Source organism: Fictibacillus iocasae, assembly GCF_042665465.1.
Lineage (GTDB): Bacteria > Bacillota > Bacilli > Bacillales > Fictibacillaceae > Fictibacillus > Fictibacillus iocasae.
This window is the reverse complement of record NZ_JBHTCP010000013.1, coordinates 177,624-193,272: the sequence shown is the minus strand read 5'-3', so window position 1 is coordinate 193,272 and position 15,649 is coordinate 177,624. Positions and strand designations below refer to the sequence as shown.

19 protein-coding genes are annotated in these 15,649 nt (G+C 46.7%); 16 read left to right on the top strand and 3 right to left on the bottom strand.

Annotated elements, in window-relative coordinates; translation table 11 throughout:
* Window positions 1–3: 3 nt before the first annotated feature.
* The 6 genes from ACFQPF_RS07630 (at window position 4) to ACFQPF_RS07605 (ending at window position 4,559) form a co-directional block, all read left to right on the top strand.
* Window positions 4–609, top strand: a complete 606-nt coding sequence (locus tag ACFQPF_RS07630; RefSeq protein ID WP_379748204.1) for a low molecular weight protein arginine phosphatase — start codon at window positions 4–6, stop codon at window positions 607–609.
* Between the two features lie 52 nt (window positions 610–661).
* Window positions 662–1,102, top strand: coding sequence for a ribose 5-phosphate isomerase B (gene rpiB, locus ACFQPF_RS07625; RefSeq protein ID WP_379748202.1), 441 nt, complete (start codon window positions 662–664; stop codon window positions 1,100–1,102).
* Window positions 1,103–1,124: 22 nt separating this feature from the next.
* Window positions 1,125–1,697, top strand: coding sequence for a TIGR01440 family protein (locus ACFQPF_RS07620; RefSeq protein ID WP_379748200.1), 573 nt, complete (start codon window positions 1,125–1,127; stop codon window positions 1,695–1,697).
* Window positions 1,698–2,115: 418 nt separating this feature from the next.
* Complete coding sequence (locus ACFQPF_RS07615; protein ID WP_379748198.1) at window positions 2,116–3,351, top strand: serine hydroxymethyltransferase; 1,236 nt, start codon at window positions 2,116–2,118, stop codon at window positions 3,349–3,351.
* Between the two features lie 102 nt (window positions 3,352–3,453).
* Window positions 3,454–4,164 (top strand): DsbA family protein, encoded by a 711-nt coding sequence (locus ACFQPF_RS07610; protein ID WP_379748196.1) that lies wholly within the window; start codon window positions 3,454–3,456, stop codon window positions 4,162–4,164.
* Complete coding sequence (locus tag ACFQPF_RS07605; protein ID WP_379748194.1) at window positions 4,164–4,559, top strand: disulfide oxidoreductase; 396 nt, start codon at window positions 4,164–4,166, stop codon at window positions 4,557–4,559. The genes ACFQPF_RS07610 and ACFQPF_RS07605 overlap by 1 nt, the downstream gene beginning before the upstream one ends.
* Window positions 4,560–4,763: 204 nt before the next feature.
* On the opposite strand, the gene ACFQPF_RS07600 is transcribed toward ACFQPF_RS07605, so the two are convergent.
* Entirely contained in the window at window positions 4,764–5,876 is a 1,113-nt protein-coding gene (locus ACFQPF_RS07600) for an acyltransferase (RefSeq protein ID WP_379748192.1), read from the bottom strand.
* A 228-nt stretch (window positions 5,877–6,104) separates the two neighbouring features.
* Here ACFQPF_RS07600 and upp point away from each other — a divergent pair, with 228 nt between their 5' ends.
* Window positions 6,105–6,734 carry a uracil phosphoribosyltransferase gene (upp, locus tag ACFQPF_RS07595; protein WP_379748190.1) on the top strand — a complete coding sequence of 210 codons (630 nt, stop codon included), beginning with the start codon at window positions 6,105–6,107 and terminating at the stop codon, window positions 6,732–6,734.
* A 712-nt stretch (window positions 6,735–7,446) separates the two neighbouring features.
* Here the strand turns inward: upp and ACFQPF_RS07590 are convergent.
* Both ACFQPF_RS07590 and ACFQPF_RS07585 read right to left on the bottom strand, forming a co-directional pair.
* On the bottom strand, window positions 7,447–7,848 hold the full coding sequence (locus ACFQPF_RS07590; protein WP_379748188.1) for a DUF3889 domain-containing protein: 402 nt from the start codon (window positions 7,846–7,848) through the stop codon (window positions 7,447–7,449).
* 121 nt (window positions 7,849–7,969) lie between these two features.
* Complete coding sequence (locus ACFQPF_RS07585) at window positions 7,970–8,314, bottom strand: hypothetical protein (RefSeq protein WP_379748186.1); 345 nt, start codon at window positions 8,312–8,314, stop codon at window positions 7,970–7,972.
* 208 nt (window positions 8,315–8,522) lie between these two features.
* Here ACFQPF_RS07585 and ACFQPF_RS07580 point away from each other — a divergent pair, with 208 nt between their 5' ends.
* The 9 genes from ACFQPF_RS07580 (at window position 8,523) to atpD (ending at window position 15,630) form a co-directional block, all read left to right on the top strand.
* Window positions 8,523–8,747: an AtpZ/AtpI family protein gene (locus tag ACFQPF_RS07580; protein WP_379748184.1), complete on the top strand. Its 225-nt coding sequence runs from the start codon at window positions 8,523–8,525 to the stop codon at window positions 8,745–8,747.
* Window positions 8,744–9,127: an ATP synthase subunit I gene (locus ACFQPF_RS07575; RefSeq protein ID WP_379748182.1), complete on the top strand. Its 384-nt coding sequence runs from the start codon at window positions 8,744–8,746 to the stop codon at window positions 9,125–9,127. The genes ACFQPF_RS07580 and ACFQPF_RS07575 overlap by 4 nt, the downstream gene beginning before the upstream one ends.
* A gap of 7 nt (window positions 9,128–9,134) precedes the next feature.
* The gene (gene atpB / locus ACFQPF_RS07570; RefSeq protein WP_379748180.1) at window positions 9,135–9,845 is read left to right on the top strand and encodes a F0F1 ATP synthase subunit A; all 711 of its coding nucleotides are present in this window, start codon (window positions 9,135–9,137) and stop codon (window positions 9,843–9,845) included.
* 84 nt (window positions 9,846–9,929) lie between these two features.
* Window positions 9,930–10,148, top strand: a complete 219-nt coding sequence (gene atpE, locus ACFQPF_RS07565; RefSeq protein ID WP_094252785.1) for a F0F1 ATP synthase subunit C — start codon at window positions 9,930–9,932, stop codon at window positions 10,146–10,148.
* Window positions 10,149–10,259: 111 nt separating this feature from the next.
* A complete protein-coding gene (gene atpF, locus ACFQPF_RS07560) occupies window positions 10,260–10,775 on the top strand; it encodes a F0F1 ATP synthase subunit B (protein ID WP_379748178.1) in 516 nt (171 codons plus the stop codon).
* Window positions 10,772–11,320, top strand: a complete 549-nt coding sequence (locus ACFQPF_RS07555; protein WP_379748177.1) for a F0F1 ATP synthase subunit delta — start codon at window positions 10,772–10,774, stop codon at window positions 11,318–11,320. The genes atpF and ACFQPF_RS07555 overlap by 4 nt, the downstream gene beginning before the upstream one ends.
* 20 nt (window positions 11,321–11,340) lie before the next feature.
* Window positions 11,341–12,840 (top strand): F0F1 ATP synthase subunit alpha, encoded by a 1,500-nt coding sequence (gene atpA / locus ACFQPF_RS07550; RefSeq protein ID WP_379748176.1) that lies wholly within the window; start codon window positions 11,341–11,343, stop codon window positions 12,838–12,840.
* Between the two features lie 501 nt (window positions 12,841–13,341).
* Window positions 13,342–14,196 (top strand): ATP synthase F1 subunit gamma, encoded by an 855-nt coding sequence (gene atpG / locus ACFQPF_RS07545; protein ID WP_379748174.1) that lies wholly within the window; start codon window positions 13,342–13,344, stop codon window positions 14,194–14,196.
* Window positions 14,197–14,241: 45 nt separating this feature from the next.
* The gene (gene atpD, locus ACFQPF_RS07540; protein ID WP_379748172.1) at window positions 14,242–15,630 is read left to right on the top strand and encodes a F0F1 ATP synthase subunit beta; all 1,389 of its coding nucleotides are present in this window, start codon (window positions 14,242–14,244) and stop codon (window positions 15,628–15,630) included.
* Window positions 15,631–15,649 lie beyond the last annotated feature (19 nt).

Here is a 15,649-nt window from a genome sequence, read left to right as displayed (position 1 = left end):
ATCATGAACATTTTGTTTGTGTGTACAGGAAACACGTGCCGCAGTCCGATGGCTGAAGCACTTTTAAAAGAAAAGGGTAAGGGCCGTTTTCATGTGAAATCTGCAGGTGTATTCGCCGCACAAGGTTCACCGATCAGCCAGCATGCTGCCAGTGCGCTGAACGAACAGAACGTCACCCACTCCCACTCGTCACAATTCATGAATAAAGAGCTTGCCGGCTGGGCAGATCTGATTCTGACGATGACGGAAAATCATAAATTTGCCATCATTCAGCAATGGCCTGAAGCGGTTGAGAAAACATTCACATTAAAAGAGCATGTTCTCGATCCAGAAGAGCAGAGCGTGTTTGATCAGCAATATAAGCTGCTCGCCGAGATAGAGACGTTGAAATCATCGTTTCTTGGCAGCGGAGAAATAAAGGACACTGAGCGGGCGGAACAGTTTTCCAAGGCGGTAGAGCCGCTTGTCAGAAAGCTGCAGGAACTTGAAAACAAGGCGCCGAATCTTGATATCATGGATCCGTACGGCGGTACGCTCGGCATGTATCAGCAAACTCGTGACGAACTTGCTGTCTTGCTTGAAAAATTCTTAAAAAAGTACGATAACTAAAGTAATAGGGGATGTACAATAATCGCAACAACAGTTAAAGGAGCAGATATAGATGAAAATTGTAATTGGATCGGATCATGCAGGTGTTCAGCTGCGCAAGGATATCGCAGCGATGCTCGAAGAAATGGGACATACCGTAACGGACATGGGCTGTGAATGCGATACATCAGTCGATTACCCGGACTATGCGATTCCGGTTGCAACACAAGTGGCAAACGGTGAGGCGGATCGAGGCATTCTGATTTGCGGTACAGGCATTGGAATGAGCATTGCAGCGAACAAGGTAAAAGGCATCCGCTGTGCGCTCGTGCACGACCTTTTCAGCGCAAAGGCCACGCGTCAGCATAACGACACGAACGTACTGGCGATGGGTGAGCGTGTGATCGGACCAGGATTGGCACAGGAAATTGCCAAGGTATGGGTGGAGACTGAGTATGAAGGCGGACGCCATGCACGCCGTGTCGGCAAAATCACGGAATACGAAGGAAGATAAACGAAAGGACGAATAAGGAACAATGAGCGAACAGCTTCAGGAAATTCAAGGTCAGGTCCTACAGGCATTGCGTGATCTGCAAAAACAGGCAAGCTTACGAAGCGGACAGCTGTTAGTGATAGGCGCGAGCACGAGTGAGGTAATGGGTGAGAAAATCGGGACATCGGGCACGATGGAGACCGCGAGTACTCTTTACAGCGGCATAAAGGAGTTTCAGCACGAAACAGGCGTCATGCTGGCGTTTCAGTGCTGCGAGCATTTAAACCGTGCCCTCGTCATGGAACGGGCCGACGCAGAGAAAAAAGGGTATGAAGAAGTGCGTGTCGTGCCAGCACGAAGCGCAGGGGGCGCCCTCGCCACGCATGCCTTTCATCACTTTGACGAGCCGGTTGTCGTGGAATACATCAAGGCCGATGCAGGCATCGACATCGGAGATACGTTTATCGGCATGCACTTAAAGCATGTCGCGGTTCCTGTACGAAGTGAAGTGAAGCAGGTGGGAGAGGCGCATGTGACACTGGCCAAAACCCGGCCGAAGCTGATCGGCGGCGAACGGGCCGTCTATCCTTCCAAAGAAGACATCCGCTGTTTTTAAGCTATTTAAGCTATTTTTGATAGAGAGGAAGCCTTTGAAGCCTTGGTGCTTTGAAGGTTTCTTTTTTTGTGCGAAGGCGTGTGGTGTGCATGAGATGCGTGTGCAAATAAAGCCGGGTTGCTGCAAATAAGTGTGTCGAAAAATAAATAAAATTTCTCGGTGCAAATAAATTTTTGAACCTGCAAATAAGTCGATGAAATTTGCAAATAAATTCTCCTAACTTGCAAATAAATGCTCTAAATCCGCAAATAAACCCTCCCTGACCCTTTCGCACCGCCTCAGCAACCCGCTACAACTAAAAGAATTTTCAAAATTAACGAGTAATAATAAAATAGTGAGGGAGTTGCAGAAGCGAAAGTAATGTTACAATACAGATGAAAACACAAAAAAAACACATTGTACATAAGGGGGAGCTAAGATGGAACAGCTTAGAAGCCAAGATCAGGAAGTCTTCAACGCCATTCAGGATGAACTGAAACGCCAGCGCACGAAGATAGAGCTTATCGCATCCGAAAACTTTGTCAGTGAGGCGGTCATGCAGGCACAGGGGTCTGTGCTGACGAACAAATATGCAGAAGGCTATCCGGGTCGCCGCTATTACGGCGGCTGTGAACATGTTGATGTAGTAGAGGACCTAGCACGTGACCGAGCGAAGAAAATTTTCGGCGCCGACCACGCGAACGTTCAGCCGCACTCAGGGGCTCAGGCAAACATGGCCGTTTATTTCACAATCCTTGAGCAAGGCGACACGGTCCTCGGAATGAACCTGTCTCACGGCGGCCATCTGACACACGGCAGCCATGTGAACTTCTCGGGCATTCAGTACAATTTTGTAGAATACGGTGTAGATAAAGAAACACAGAAAATCGATTACGAAGACGTGCGCCAGAAAGCGATCGAGCATAAGCCGAAGCTAATCGTGGCAGGAGCCAGCGCGTATCCGCGTGCGATCGACTTCAAAAAGTTCCGTCAGATAGCAGACGAGGTAGAAGCGTACCTTATGGTCGATATGGCGCACATCGCCGGCCTCGTGGCAGCAGGACTGCACGAAAACCCTGTGCCTTATGCCGACTTTGTGACAACAACCACGCACAAAACGCTGCGAGGACCTCGCGGCGGCATGATCCTTTGCAAAGAGGAGTATGCAAAGAAAATCGACAAATCCATTTTCCCTGGCATCCAGGGCGGCCCGCTCATGCACGTAATCGCAGCAAAAGCCGTCGCGTTCGGTGAGGCACTGACAGACGAGTTCCGCACGTACGCGCAGAATATCGTCGATAACGCAGCACGCTTATCAGATTCTTTGCAAAAAGAAGGGTTGACGATCGTTTCAGGCGGAACGGACAACCACTTGCTTTTAGTGGATGTGAGCCAGCTCGCCCTGACTGGTAAAGTGGCGGAAAAAGCACTGGATGACATCGGCATCACGACGAACAAGAACACGATACCGTTTGATACAGAAAGCCCGTTTGTCACGAGCGGCATCCGCATCGGAACGGCAGCGGTCACATCACGCGGCTTCGGTCTGGAAGACATGGACGAGATCGCATCGATTATTGGACTCGTGCTCAAGAACATCGAAGACGAAGAAAAGCTGAAGGAAGCCGCCGCCCGCGTCGAAAAGCTCGCAGGCAAGTACAAGCTTTACGAATAATTTCCGAGAAACGCCCTCCAAGCCAAGAGGGCGTTTTTTACTTTTTAGTTGATATACTTTAAAATAGTGAGTAAAGAAAGACATCACGTTTCGAGGTGGATTATGGGGAATAAGAAAAATCATAACAAGAAGACTGTAAAGAAATCAGGATCATCCGGCTGGATCATTCTCGCGGTGGGCATCACAGCTGCACTGGCGGCGATCCTCATTTTTTCGGGGGCGTTCAAAAAGGATAGCACCTCACAAAAGAACGATATCAACTATGCAGGTCAGCCGTTTTTGGGCGATGAAAAGGCGCCGGTTGAGATGATCGAGTTTGGCGACTACAAGTGCCCGGCATGCAAAAACTTTGACGAGCAGCTTTTCCCTGTTATTGAAAAGGAAATGATCCAAACAGGCAAGGTGAAATTTTATTTCATGAACTACGCGTTCATCAACATAGACTCTGAGCGCTCTGCCCAGTTTGCCGAAGCGGTGTACAAGGAGCTTGGCAATGAAACGTTCTGGAAATTCCATCACCAGCTATACGATGAGCAGCCAGACGACCATGCGGCTGAAAAGGAAGACATTTTCACAGAAGACAAGCTGACGAGCATTCTTGAAGGGGTGTCTTCCAAAGAGGACGCTGAAAAAGTGAGAGCAGCTTACAAAGAAAGCGCAGCAAAAAAAGCGTTTGAAACCGATAAAGACATCGTGAGCGAGCTTGGTGTTAAAAGCACACCGACTCTTTTCGTTGACGGCCAGGAGTTTACCGGAAAATCGCTGGATGACCTGAAAAAAATGGTCGATGACGCAGCCAAGGAGAAGAAGTAATGAACCGGCCGTTGTTTGCCGCGTGGCTGACGGCTATTGCGGCCATGCTCGGCAGTCTTTATTTCAGCGAAGTAAAAGGCTTTATACCATGCAGCCTTTGCTGGTATCAGCGTATTCTGATGTATCCGCTTGCTCTCTGGCTTGGGATCGCGGCGTACCGCAATGACCGCAGCATCACCTTATATGTACTCCCAATCGCCGTGATGGGAATGCTGCTGTCAGGGTACCATTATTTGCTGCAAAAGGTGCCGGCGATGAGAGGCTTCGAGCTCTGCACATCCGGCGTCCCATGCTCCGGTCAGTACATCAACTATGCAGGCTTCATCACCATCCCGTTTTTAGCCTTCACGGCGTTCACGATGATTACCCTATTCATGATCCTAGCACGCAAATAAAGAAAACTTGGCTGACTTAAGTCAGCCTTAGTTGCCCTTACACTATGTTGGTTAACTTTTTTGCCACGTCGAGTAATCATCTTGCAAAAAAGTTATGCATTCCTATAGTGTAAAGAAAACTTGGCTGACTTAAGTCAGCCTTAGTTGCCCTTACACTATGTTCGTTAAATTTTTTGGCCACGGAAGCAAAAAAAAACCAGTCTCTTAAACGGAGACTGGTTTTTGCTGTTGGTTGTAGCGTTTTTCCTGTGAATCGGATGGGCTTTTCTTTTTCGGTGATGGCACAGGAATAATATATTGATGGTTAGGCAGGACCTGGATCAGTCTCACCATGGACACACACAGGACAAGAACGATGATGAACATGAGCGGCAGTCCGCGCGTTGCCCACATGTGTTCAGGCACGATGCGCTGCAGAATCACCAGAATAAACGGATGCACCAGGTAAATGCCCATGGAAAGTGTTCCGACTGTGTAAAGACGCTCTTTCAGCCAGCGTGCTTTTTGGAAATAAGGATAAAGCCCGATCGTTGCGAACGAGAGAATCGGTAAATTCACGAAATTCGTCAAGCGTTTAGACGGTACGCTTCCCATTAGCTTGTACTCCCAGACAGCACCGGCATATACAGCTGCCGCCAATACGGCGAAAAGCCATTTGTGCTTTTGTGAGACGCGAACCACTTCTTCCCAGTGATAAGCCATGAATCCGCCAAACACAAAGAAGAAAATCCAGTGAAGGAAGAATACTTTATCGACAATCACTCTGGCAATGACGCCGTCAAACAGAACGCTATGAGAGATGTCAGTAAAATAGCTGTTAATGATTGCCGCGACAACAAGTGCCACACACCAAGCTTTTTTGCTTCGAATCAACTGAAGAAACGGAAATAAAAAGTAAAACTGAATAACGATGGCCATAAAGTACAAATGATAAAATGACTCGCCTAATGTGAACTGATAAAGAAACACTTTAGGATCTGCTGGCCATGTGCCTTTTAGTATATATTTCGTAACGAGTAAATAAAAAATACTCCAAATGATAAAAGGAGATATGATTTTCACCGTTCGTGACTGAATAAACCGCTTTGCATCAAATCCTTTGTTGCGAACCTGAAAAAACAGCAGAAAACCGCTGATGACGGCAAAAGTCGGTGTGCCAAAACGGCCGAGCTGATTCAGCATGAACGTTAGCCAATTATGCACATCTCCATGCTGGGTATAATAAACCGCTGTAACATGGACAAGTAAAACGCCAAGACATGCGAATGCGCGTAAGAAATGGATTTCGTTGAAATAGACCTTTTTAGTTTGGTTCATTGCAGCACTTCCTTTCATAATGAAAGCACATTTATAGCATGCGGCTTTTATACTAACATGGAATTTGCCGAATTCGATTGTATTAATAATTTTCTTACATTTATTTAATGTTCTTTACTTAAATCTGGTAATTCTCTAATATAGTTGCGGCTCGTAACGTTTTTCTGTAAAATGCTAGAGATGCTTAAATAGAACGACAAAACATTTACATAAAAAGGAGTGCTAAGAATGGGGAAAGTACATGTACTGGATCACCCGCTTATCCAGCATAAGCTGACACACATCCGTGATGAGAGAACGGGTACGAAGGAGTTCCGCGAGCTTGTGGACGAGGTAGCCGGCCTGATGGCGTTTGAAATTACACGCGATCTTCCATTGGAAGAAGTGCTTGTCAAAACACCTGTTGCCGAAGCGAAAATGAACGTTATCGCAGGGAAAAAGCTTGGGCTTGTTCCGATTCTTCGCGCTGGCCTGGGTATGGTCGACGGAATTTTAAAGATGGTGCCTGCAGCAAAAGTGGGCCACGTCGGTCTTTACCGTGACCCTGAAACACTGACACCGGTGGAATACTACGTGAAGCTTCCATCTGACGTGGAAGAACGCGACTTCATCGTGATCGACCCGATGCTCGCGACTGGCGGATCAGCTGCTGCGGCAATCGATTCGATCAAAAACCGAGGCGCTAAAAACATTAAGCTCATGTGCCTAGTTGCCGCACCAGAAGGCGTAAAAGTCATCCAGGACGAGCACCCGGACGTAGATATCTACTTAGCTGCACTCGATGAAAAGCTGAACGACCACGGCTACATCGTGCCAGGACTCGGCGACGCTGGTGACAGACTGTACGGAACGAAGTAATTGTCATATTTTAAAGAGGAAAACCGGCCATCGCCGCTCAATTTGAGCAGCGAAAGCCGGTTTTTTAACTTATAAAGAGCTTTTTCTAATGCGATTAGAACCCAACACGACATATTTTGGATTTACTTACTAAAATAAAAGCGGAAAACCGGCCACCGCCTCCAAATTCGGCAGGGAAAACCGGTTTTTTAACTTGTTAAGAGCCATTTATTAATACGAATTGGCACCCACACAACACAATTTAAAGAAGTTACAACAATTCACGGATTTTTCACTACAAGTTTGGAAAAAGTCACAGCAATTCAACGAAAAGTCACAACAATCCATGGATGGGATACAAGAAAGAAGGTCTGGACGACGTCAGCGATAAACAAAATGCTCTAAATGAAAGACGAAAACCGGCCTCCGCCGCCAGGTTGGGCAGGGAAAGCCGGTTTTTTGACTTGTTCCGGTAAGGATATTGATTCTGAAGTCTAATTTTCAATGAATATTCAGGTCTAAAATGATCTATCACAACACTTTTTTAAGATGTTACAACAATTCACGGATTTTTCACTACAAGTTTGATAAAAGTTAAAGCAATCCAACGCAAAGTCACAGCAATTCAACGAAAAGTTAAATCATTTCACCTATTTAGGCAATCTCCATCACCCAAATAAAAAGCGATCCTAGACGCCGCAATCACAGCATATAGAACAGCCTCTCAACCAACTCAACCCTGCTCTTCAAACAAAACATCGAGCGCTTTGCTGCTGCCCGGCTCATGAAGCACGCTCGTCCGCACAACACGCTTTGTATTGTTTTCCATGATGTTGAAGTTGAACGAGTCGATGACCGATCCGTCCTTATTCACATCGCGCCCTTCATATCCATAATCCTTAACCTGTGCATCTGGATACTTTTTCTTTGTTTCCCGAACCGCAATGCTGCCCCAATGAAAGTAATCGTTCTTCCCAGAAGGAGGAGAGGAAACATCCGTGCGAAGCTGTTCCTGATAATTTCCCGTATTCATCTTGCTCAATTTCTGAGAGCTCTCCTCCGTCTTAGGCTCCTTCCCCCCACACGCCGCAAGCAACACCAACACACACAACACAGCCGCAGTTTTTTTAAACATAACCAATAACCCCTTTCATATGTATATAAAAGAAGTATTCACAGAAAAAGGAAATGTTATGAAAACCCCCTTCCTAATTTAGAAGCTCTACAAAATATACTCCGAAGATGAGAGGGATTTGTTAGAGATTATGTTCGTAATTCACCCTGATTTGGTTGATTGCAGTGAAAGGCGCCGACTCCAGCGGCATGAGTGGGCAGGTGAGACCTTTTAAAGGCGCGTAGCGACAAAAGGGCTCACCATGTCCAGCAGAAATGGCTAGCCCCTCTATGTCAAATGAGGAAGTGCCCAATAAGTCAAAGAGCGACTTACTGGTCCCTTCCTCATTTGCTTGTCGGGGCTGAACGAGCCTTTCCTGCTTTTCGCCACACCCCGCGGAAAGCGTGCGACTGAAACGGAAATCAACCTCTTTTGTGAATTCTGAGTAAGAAGCGAAGCTTACAAAACAATCATTCAAAACACCCAAAACTACTTCACCTCATGTACTTTTCACAAAGCAAATAAGCCACAAAATTTCCACAATTTATTTAAACAAATACCCTATATTGCGTTGACATCAATTTGTCACTATTGTATTCTTACAAAGGGAATATGGTAAGGTTTTCATTACAGTGTTGTCAAGGATTTGACACATTCTGTGAACTTCCAAATTCCTGAGGAGAGGAGTCCGGAATATGAGCAAGAAACGGCCTTATAAAGCAATGGCTTTGATGACTGGCATTCTTTCTCAGCTTGTCGGATGCATATTGATCGGCCTTTTCGGAGGGCGATGGATCGACTCGTACATAGAAACTGGTTTTCCGATTTTCCTCATTTTAGGGTTGTTTCTAGGCCTTGCTACAGGTGTTTATGGAACGATCCGCCTCATCAACAACTTCTCAGAGGACGGGCAGAAATGACAGAATACAGCGCGACGTACGCAAGATATTTTAAATACACGCTGTTTTCGCTCTCTTTTTTTGTCCTCGGATATGCGTTTACAGAGTACAAGAGCGTCTTTTTAGGATTGGCACTCGGGACGGTGTTCAGCTTGTATAATCTGTGGAACATGTATTCTAAGATCGGCCGTTTTGGACAAGCGGTTGCCTCAGGAGAGAAGGTTAAAACACTCGGTTCTCTTGCCAGGCTCGTTACGGCAGGCCTCGCTGTTCTTATCGCACAGCGGTATCCGGAACATTTTCATTTGTTAAGTGTGGTAATGGGACTGATGTCAGTCTACATTATCATGTTAATAGATTCACTAACTCGAGCTACTCGAACTTCAAAGGAAAAGAGGTGAACTAAAAGTGGAACATCATGCTCCAATTGTAGAATGGATGGGATTATCTTTTAACTTGTCCAATGTATTAATGATTTTAGTATCATCTGCCATCGTCTTTATTATCGCCGTTTTAGCAACTCGCTCCTTAGCCATGAGGCCGGGCGGAATGCAGAACTTTCTAGAGTGGGTCGTTGATTTCGTTAAAGGAATCATCAACAGCACGATGGACTGGCATACAGGCGGACGCTTTCTTACATTAGGGCTCACGCTGTTAATGTACATTTTCGTCTCCAACATGCTTGGACTTCCATTCGCCATCATGTGGGATGGGGAACTGTGGTGGAAATCGCCAACAGCTGACCCGACCATTACGCTTACACTTGCGGTTATGGTGGTGGCACTTACGCACTACTATGGCGTTAAGATGAAAGGTGTAAAAGAATACGGCGCTGAATTCTTCAGACCGATGAAATTCTTGTTCCCGTTAAAGATCATTGAAGAATTTGCGAACACATTGACGCTTGGACTTCGTCTTTACGGAAACATCTATGCGGGTGAAATCCTGCTAGGGCTGCTTGTCGGCATGTCACACCAAGGCATCTTCTCCGGCATTCTCGGGTTCTTCCCGATGATCGTATGGCAGGGCTTCTCAGTCTTTGTCGGTGCGATCCAGGCATTCATCTTTACGATGCTGACCATGGTTTATCTTGCCCACAAGGTGAGCCACGATCACTAAGAAACACGTGAATTATCAGTTTCTGTTTAACAGGAACTAATTTTAATAAAAAACTTTAGGGAAATTGAAGGGAGAAATTTCACAATGGAACATCTTATTGCAGCTGCAATTGCTATCGGTTTGTCAGCACTAGGTGCAGGTATTGGTAACGGTTTGATCGTTGGACGTACAGTAGAGGGGATTGCTCGCCAGCCAGAACTTCGCGGTACTCTTCAAACAACAATGTTTATCGGGGTAGCACTAGTTGAAGCCCTTCCGATCATCGGAGTAGTTATCGCGTTCATCGCGCTAGGCTCTAAGTAATTCAACTAAAAACATTGTTTATCTAAAGGATCTATATACAGGGGCGAAGCTTGTTTCATAGATGGAACCTTCGCCTTTCCTTATGTATGACCACTGAAGGGAGGAAAAGCTGTGCAATCCTTAATTTTAGGTGCTGCTACAGGTGGATTAAACACTGGCGACATTCTCGTCCAGTTAGCTGCTTTTTTAGTATTAATGCTATTGCTGCGCAAATACGCATGGGGACCGTTAATGGGAATCATGAAAGAGCGCCAGCATCATATCAACAATGAAATCACGGCTGCTGAAACAAGCCGCAAAGAAGCTCAAAACTATTTGGACAACCAAATTCAAGAGCTGAAGAACGCGAAAGAAGAAGCGAAAGCTATTATCGAAAACGCGAAAAAGCAAGGTGAAGCGCAAGGCGAAACAATCATCGCTGCTGCTCGTGCTGAAGCGGAACGTGTGAAAGAATCGGCAATCTCTGACATCGCGTCTGAAAAAGAAAAAGCTGTGGCTGCTCTTCGTGAAGAAGTGGCGTCATTATCCGTTATGATCGCTTCTAAAGTTATTGCAAAAGAACTAGACGGACAAGCTCAAGAGAAGCTGATTAACGAATACCTTCAAGAGGTAGGCGAGTCTCGATGAGCAAAGATCTGGCTGTAGTGGCAAAACGTTACGCGCTCGCTCTTTTTGATATCGCTGGGACAGAGAACTTGGAGAAAACGGCTGATGAATTGCGCCTCGTTAAGAGCGTCATCAGCTCGAATAAGGATCTCATGAAGGTTCTTGCTCATCCAAAGGTAACAACATCTCAGAAAAAAGAGCTTGTAAAAGACAGCATCGGAGCTGAGCTTTCGACTCCAGTTATGAACACGCTGTTCTTGCTGGTTGACCGCAACCGAATCTCTTTAATCGGAGAGATGGCTGACCAGTTCATTAACTTGGCCAACGACGCGCAAGGCGTTGCAGACGCAAAGGTGTACTCTGTCCGACCGCTTTCAGCTGATGAAACAGCTGAGCTGGAAAAGACATTTACAGCGCGCCTCGGCAAAAAGCTGCGCATTGAAAATATTATCGAACCGTCGCTGATCGGCGGCATGAAAATCCGCATCGGGAACCGTATTTTTGACGGCTCTGTCAGCGGTAAACTTGATCGAATCGAACGTCAATTAGCTTCAGTCCGAAGCTAGAAAGATAGGGGTGAAAATTCATGAGCATCAAAGCTGAAGAAATCAGTGCGTTAATTAAAAAGCAGATTGAAAATTATCAATCTGAAATCGAAGTAAACGATGTAGGTACAGTCATCCAGGTTGGTGACGGTATCGCTCGCGCCCATGGATTAGACAACGTTATGGCCGGTGAGCTTGTTGAATTCTCTAACGGTGTTATGGGTATGGCCCAGAACCTAGAAGAAAACAACGTAGGTATCATCATCCTTGGACCATACGCTGAAATCCGTGAAGGAGACGAAGTAAAGCGTACTGGACGCATCATGGAAGTTCCTGTAGGACCAGAACTTCTTGGACGTGTCGTGAACCCGCTTGGACTTCCGCTAGACGGAAAAGGCCCAATCGACACGAAGAAAACTCGCCCGATCGAGCAAAAAGCTCCAGGCGTAATGGCTCGTAAATCCGTTCATGAGCCGCTTCAAACAGGTATCAAGGCGATTGACGCTCTTGTTCCAATTGGACGCGGACAGCGTGAATTGATCATCGGTGACCGTCAGACTGGTAAAACAGCTGTCGCGATCGACACGATCCTTAACCAAAAAGATCAAGACATGATCTGTATCTATGTAGCTATCGGACAAAAAGAATCAACGGTTGCAGGCGTAGTAGAAACACTTCGCCAGCATGGTGCGCTTGATTACACAATCGTTGTAACAGCATCTGCTTCACAGCCAGCTCCAATGCTATTCCTAGCTCCTTATGCTGGGGTTTCTATGGCAGAAGAGTTCATGTGGGATGGAAAGCACGTCCTTATCATTTATGATGATCTTTCTAAGCAGGCAGCTGCTTACCGTGAGCTTTCTCTACTTCTTCGCCGTCCTCCAGGCCGCGAAGCTTATCCAGGGGACGTTTTCTACCTTCACTCACGCTTACTCGAGCGTGCAGCGAAGCTTAGCGACGAGCTTGGCGGAGGATCGATCACAGCGCTTCCGTTCATTGAAACGCAAGCATCTGACGTATCGGCATACATTCCGACAAACGTTATCTCCATCACAGACGGACAGATCTTCTTGCAGTCTGACTTGTTCTTCTCCGGAGTTCGTCCAGCGATCAACGCAGGTATCTCTGTATCCCGCGTAGGGGGAGCAGCACAGATCAAAGCGATGAGCAAGGTATCTGGTACACTTCGTCTGGATCTTGCTTCATACCGTGAGCTAGAAGCGTTCGCTCAGTTCGGTTCTGACCTTGATAAAGCAACACAAGCGAAGCTAAACCGTGGCGCACGTACGGTTGAAGTACTAAAGCAAGGACTTCACAAGCCGCTTAAGGTTGAATATCAGGTAGCGATTCTTTATGCATTGACTCGCGGATACATTGATGATGTAGCTGTTGAAGATGTAAGCCGTTTTGAAGAAGCACTTTACGCTCACATGGAAGCAAACAGCAAAGATGTGTTAACACACCTTAAAACAGTTGGTAAGCTTCCTGAAGATGATAGCCTTGATAATGCAATTAAAGCGTTCAAGAAGACTTTCGCTTAAGTTATAAAAAACTGATTATGTAAGACTGTTTGCCGTGAGGGAAACGTTGATTTCCGTTACAGGTGCACGCTTTCCGCAGGGTGGGCGGTGAGCCCTTCCGCTAGCCAAGCGCCATTGGAAGGTCTCACCTGTCCCATTTATCCTGCAGGAGTCGGCACCTTACACTGCAATCAACTTACTCGAAGATGTTTTTTTAAAGACATTTTAAGCAACGGTCTTCTAAAGCAGACCATAATACAGCAGAGCTTCGTCCCGGAGATGGGCTCTGCACCATTTCTTACGTATGTCTTTGCCAGGCGGCGAAGGGCATGCAACCAGCTTTTATAAAATGTAGGATGTTTAAAACGAGGATTTGCAGGCGCGAGTAGTTCGAGGCGCGGAAGGTGCGAGGATCGGAGTTTGGTTTGCCAAATGAGAACCGGAGCACCGACGCAACGAAGAAATACGAAGGGCATGCGAACCGGAGTTTTAAACTACCTATAAAGGTGGTGAATTACGAAGATGGCATTGAGAGATATCAAAGCACGTATCGATTCAACGAAAAAGACTATGCAGATCACGAAGGCGATGGAGATGGTTTCAGCGGCTAAGCTGAACCGTGCCGAGCAGAACGCCAAGTCTTTCGGCCCTTATGTGGACAAAATCCAGGAGGTAGTCGGGAGCATCGCGTCTGGCTCCAGCTCTGCGCGCCATTCCATGCTGATCTCAAGGCCGGTAAAGAAAACGGGTTATTTCGTCGTAACGGCGGACCGCGGACTTGCCGGAGCTTACAACTCAAACATTCTTCGCCACGTTTTCCGTACCATTCAAGAGCGCCACAAGTCAGCTGACGAGTACGCCTTGATCGTGGTCGGTAAAGTAGGCGTGAACTTTTTCAAAAGCCGTAAGATGAACATCCTCGACAGCATCACTGGTGTTGCGGATCAGCCTTCATTCGCGGATATTAAAGCGATCGCGAGCAAAGCAGTCAGCCTTTATGCAGACGGTACGTTCGACGAGCTTTACATGTACTACAACCATTTCGTAAGTGCCATCCAGAACGATCTGACAGAGAAGAAGCTTCTTCCACTGACAGACCTTGATTCTGGAAAATCAAAAGCTTCGTATGAGTATGAGCCTTCAGAGGACGAAATTCTCGAAGTGCTTCTGCCTCAGTATGCAGAAAGCCTGATTTACGGTGCATTATTGGATGCAAAAGCAGCCGAGCACGCTTCACGTATGACTGCGATGAAGAATGCAACCGACAACGCGAACGAGCTGATCGGCCAGCTGACACTTTCCTTCAACCGAGAGCGTCAAGCAGCGATCACGCAGGAAATCACGGAAATCGTCGGCGGTGTAGCAGCACTTGAATAGACGTTCGGCATAAAAGCCCGAGATGTCAAGATAGGAGGGAACCCGATGAATAAAGGCTATATTACTCAGATTCTTGGACCGGTCGTAGACGTAAAGTTCGAAGGCCAGCTTCCAGAACTGCTTAACGCTTTAAAAGTTAACGCTGAAGGTGTAGATCTTACTCTTGAAGTAGCACTTCACCTAGGCGACAACATGGTGCGTACGATCGCGATGGATTCCACTGACGGTCTTGTACGTGGAATGGAAATCGTTGACTCTGGCAAGCCAATCTCCGTTCCAGTAGGAAGCGCGACACTTGGACGCGTATTCAACGTAACTGGTGACCCGATCGACTTGAAAGAAGACGTAGCGGCAGATGTTCGCCGTGACCCGATCCACCGTGCAGCACCTTCATTTGATGAACTAACAACAAAGACTGAGATTCTTGAAACAGGAATCAAGGTAGTTGACCTGATCGCTCCTTACGTAAAAGGTGGAAAAATCGGCCTTTTCGGTGGTGCGGGTGTAGGTAAAACGGTTCTTATCCAGGAATTGATCAACAACATCGCTCAAGAACACGGCGGTATCTCCGTATTCGCAGGTGTTGGTGAGCGTACTCGTGAAGGAAATGATCTTTACCACGAGATGAGCGATTCCGGCGTTATTTCGAAAACAGCGATGGTATTCGGCCAGATGAACGAGCCGCCAGGAGCACGTGCACGTATCGCTCTTTCTGGTTTGACTATGGCAGAATACTTCCGTGATGAAGAAGGACAAGACGTTCTATTCTTCGTCGACAACATCTTCCGCTTCACGCAAGCCGGTTCTGAAGTATCCGCCCTTCTTGGACGTATGCCTTCAGCGGTAGGTTACCAGCCGACACTTGCAACAGAGATGGGTCAGCTTCAAGAGCGTATCACATCGACGAAAACAGGTTCTGTAACATCCATCCAGGCGATCTACGTACCGGCGGATGACTACACGGATCCAGCTCCAGCGACAGCGTTCGCTCACTTGGATGCAACAACGAACCTTGAGCGTAAACTAACAGCAATGGGTATTTACCCTGCGGTAGACCCATTGGCTTCTACTTCTCGTGCGCTTTCACCTGAAATCGTTGGAGAAGAGCACTACAACGTTGCTCGTCAAGTACAGGCAACATTGCAGCGCTATAAAGAGCTTCAAGATATCATCGCGATCCTTGGTATGGACGAGCTTTCTGAAGATGATAAGCTTGTTGTATCACGTGCGCGCCGTATCCAGTTCTTCTTGTCCCAAAACTTCCACGTTGCGGAACAGTTCACTGGACAAAAAGGTTCTTACGTTCCAGTTAAAGAAACCGTTCGCGGATTCAAAGAAATCCTTGAAGGAAAATACGATGATCTTCCGGAATCAGCATTCCACCTCGTAGGTTCTATTGAGGACGTTCTTGAAAAAGCGAAAACTTTGGCCTAAAGCCTGAAAGGGGTTCATC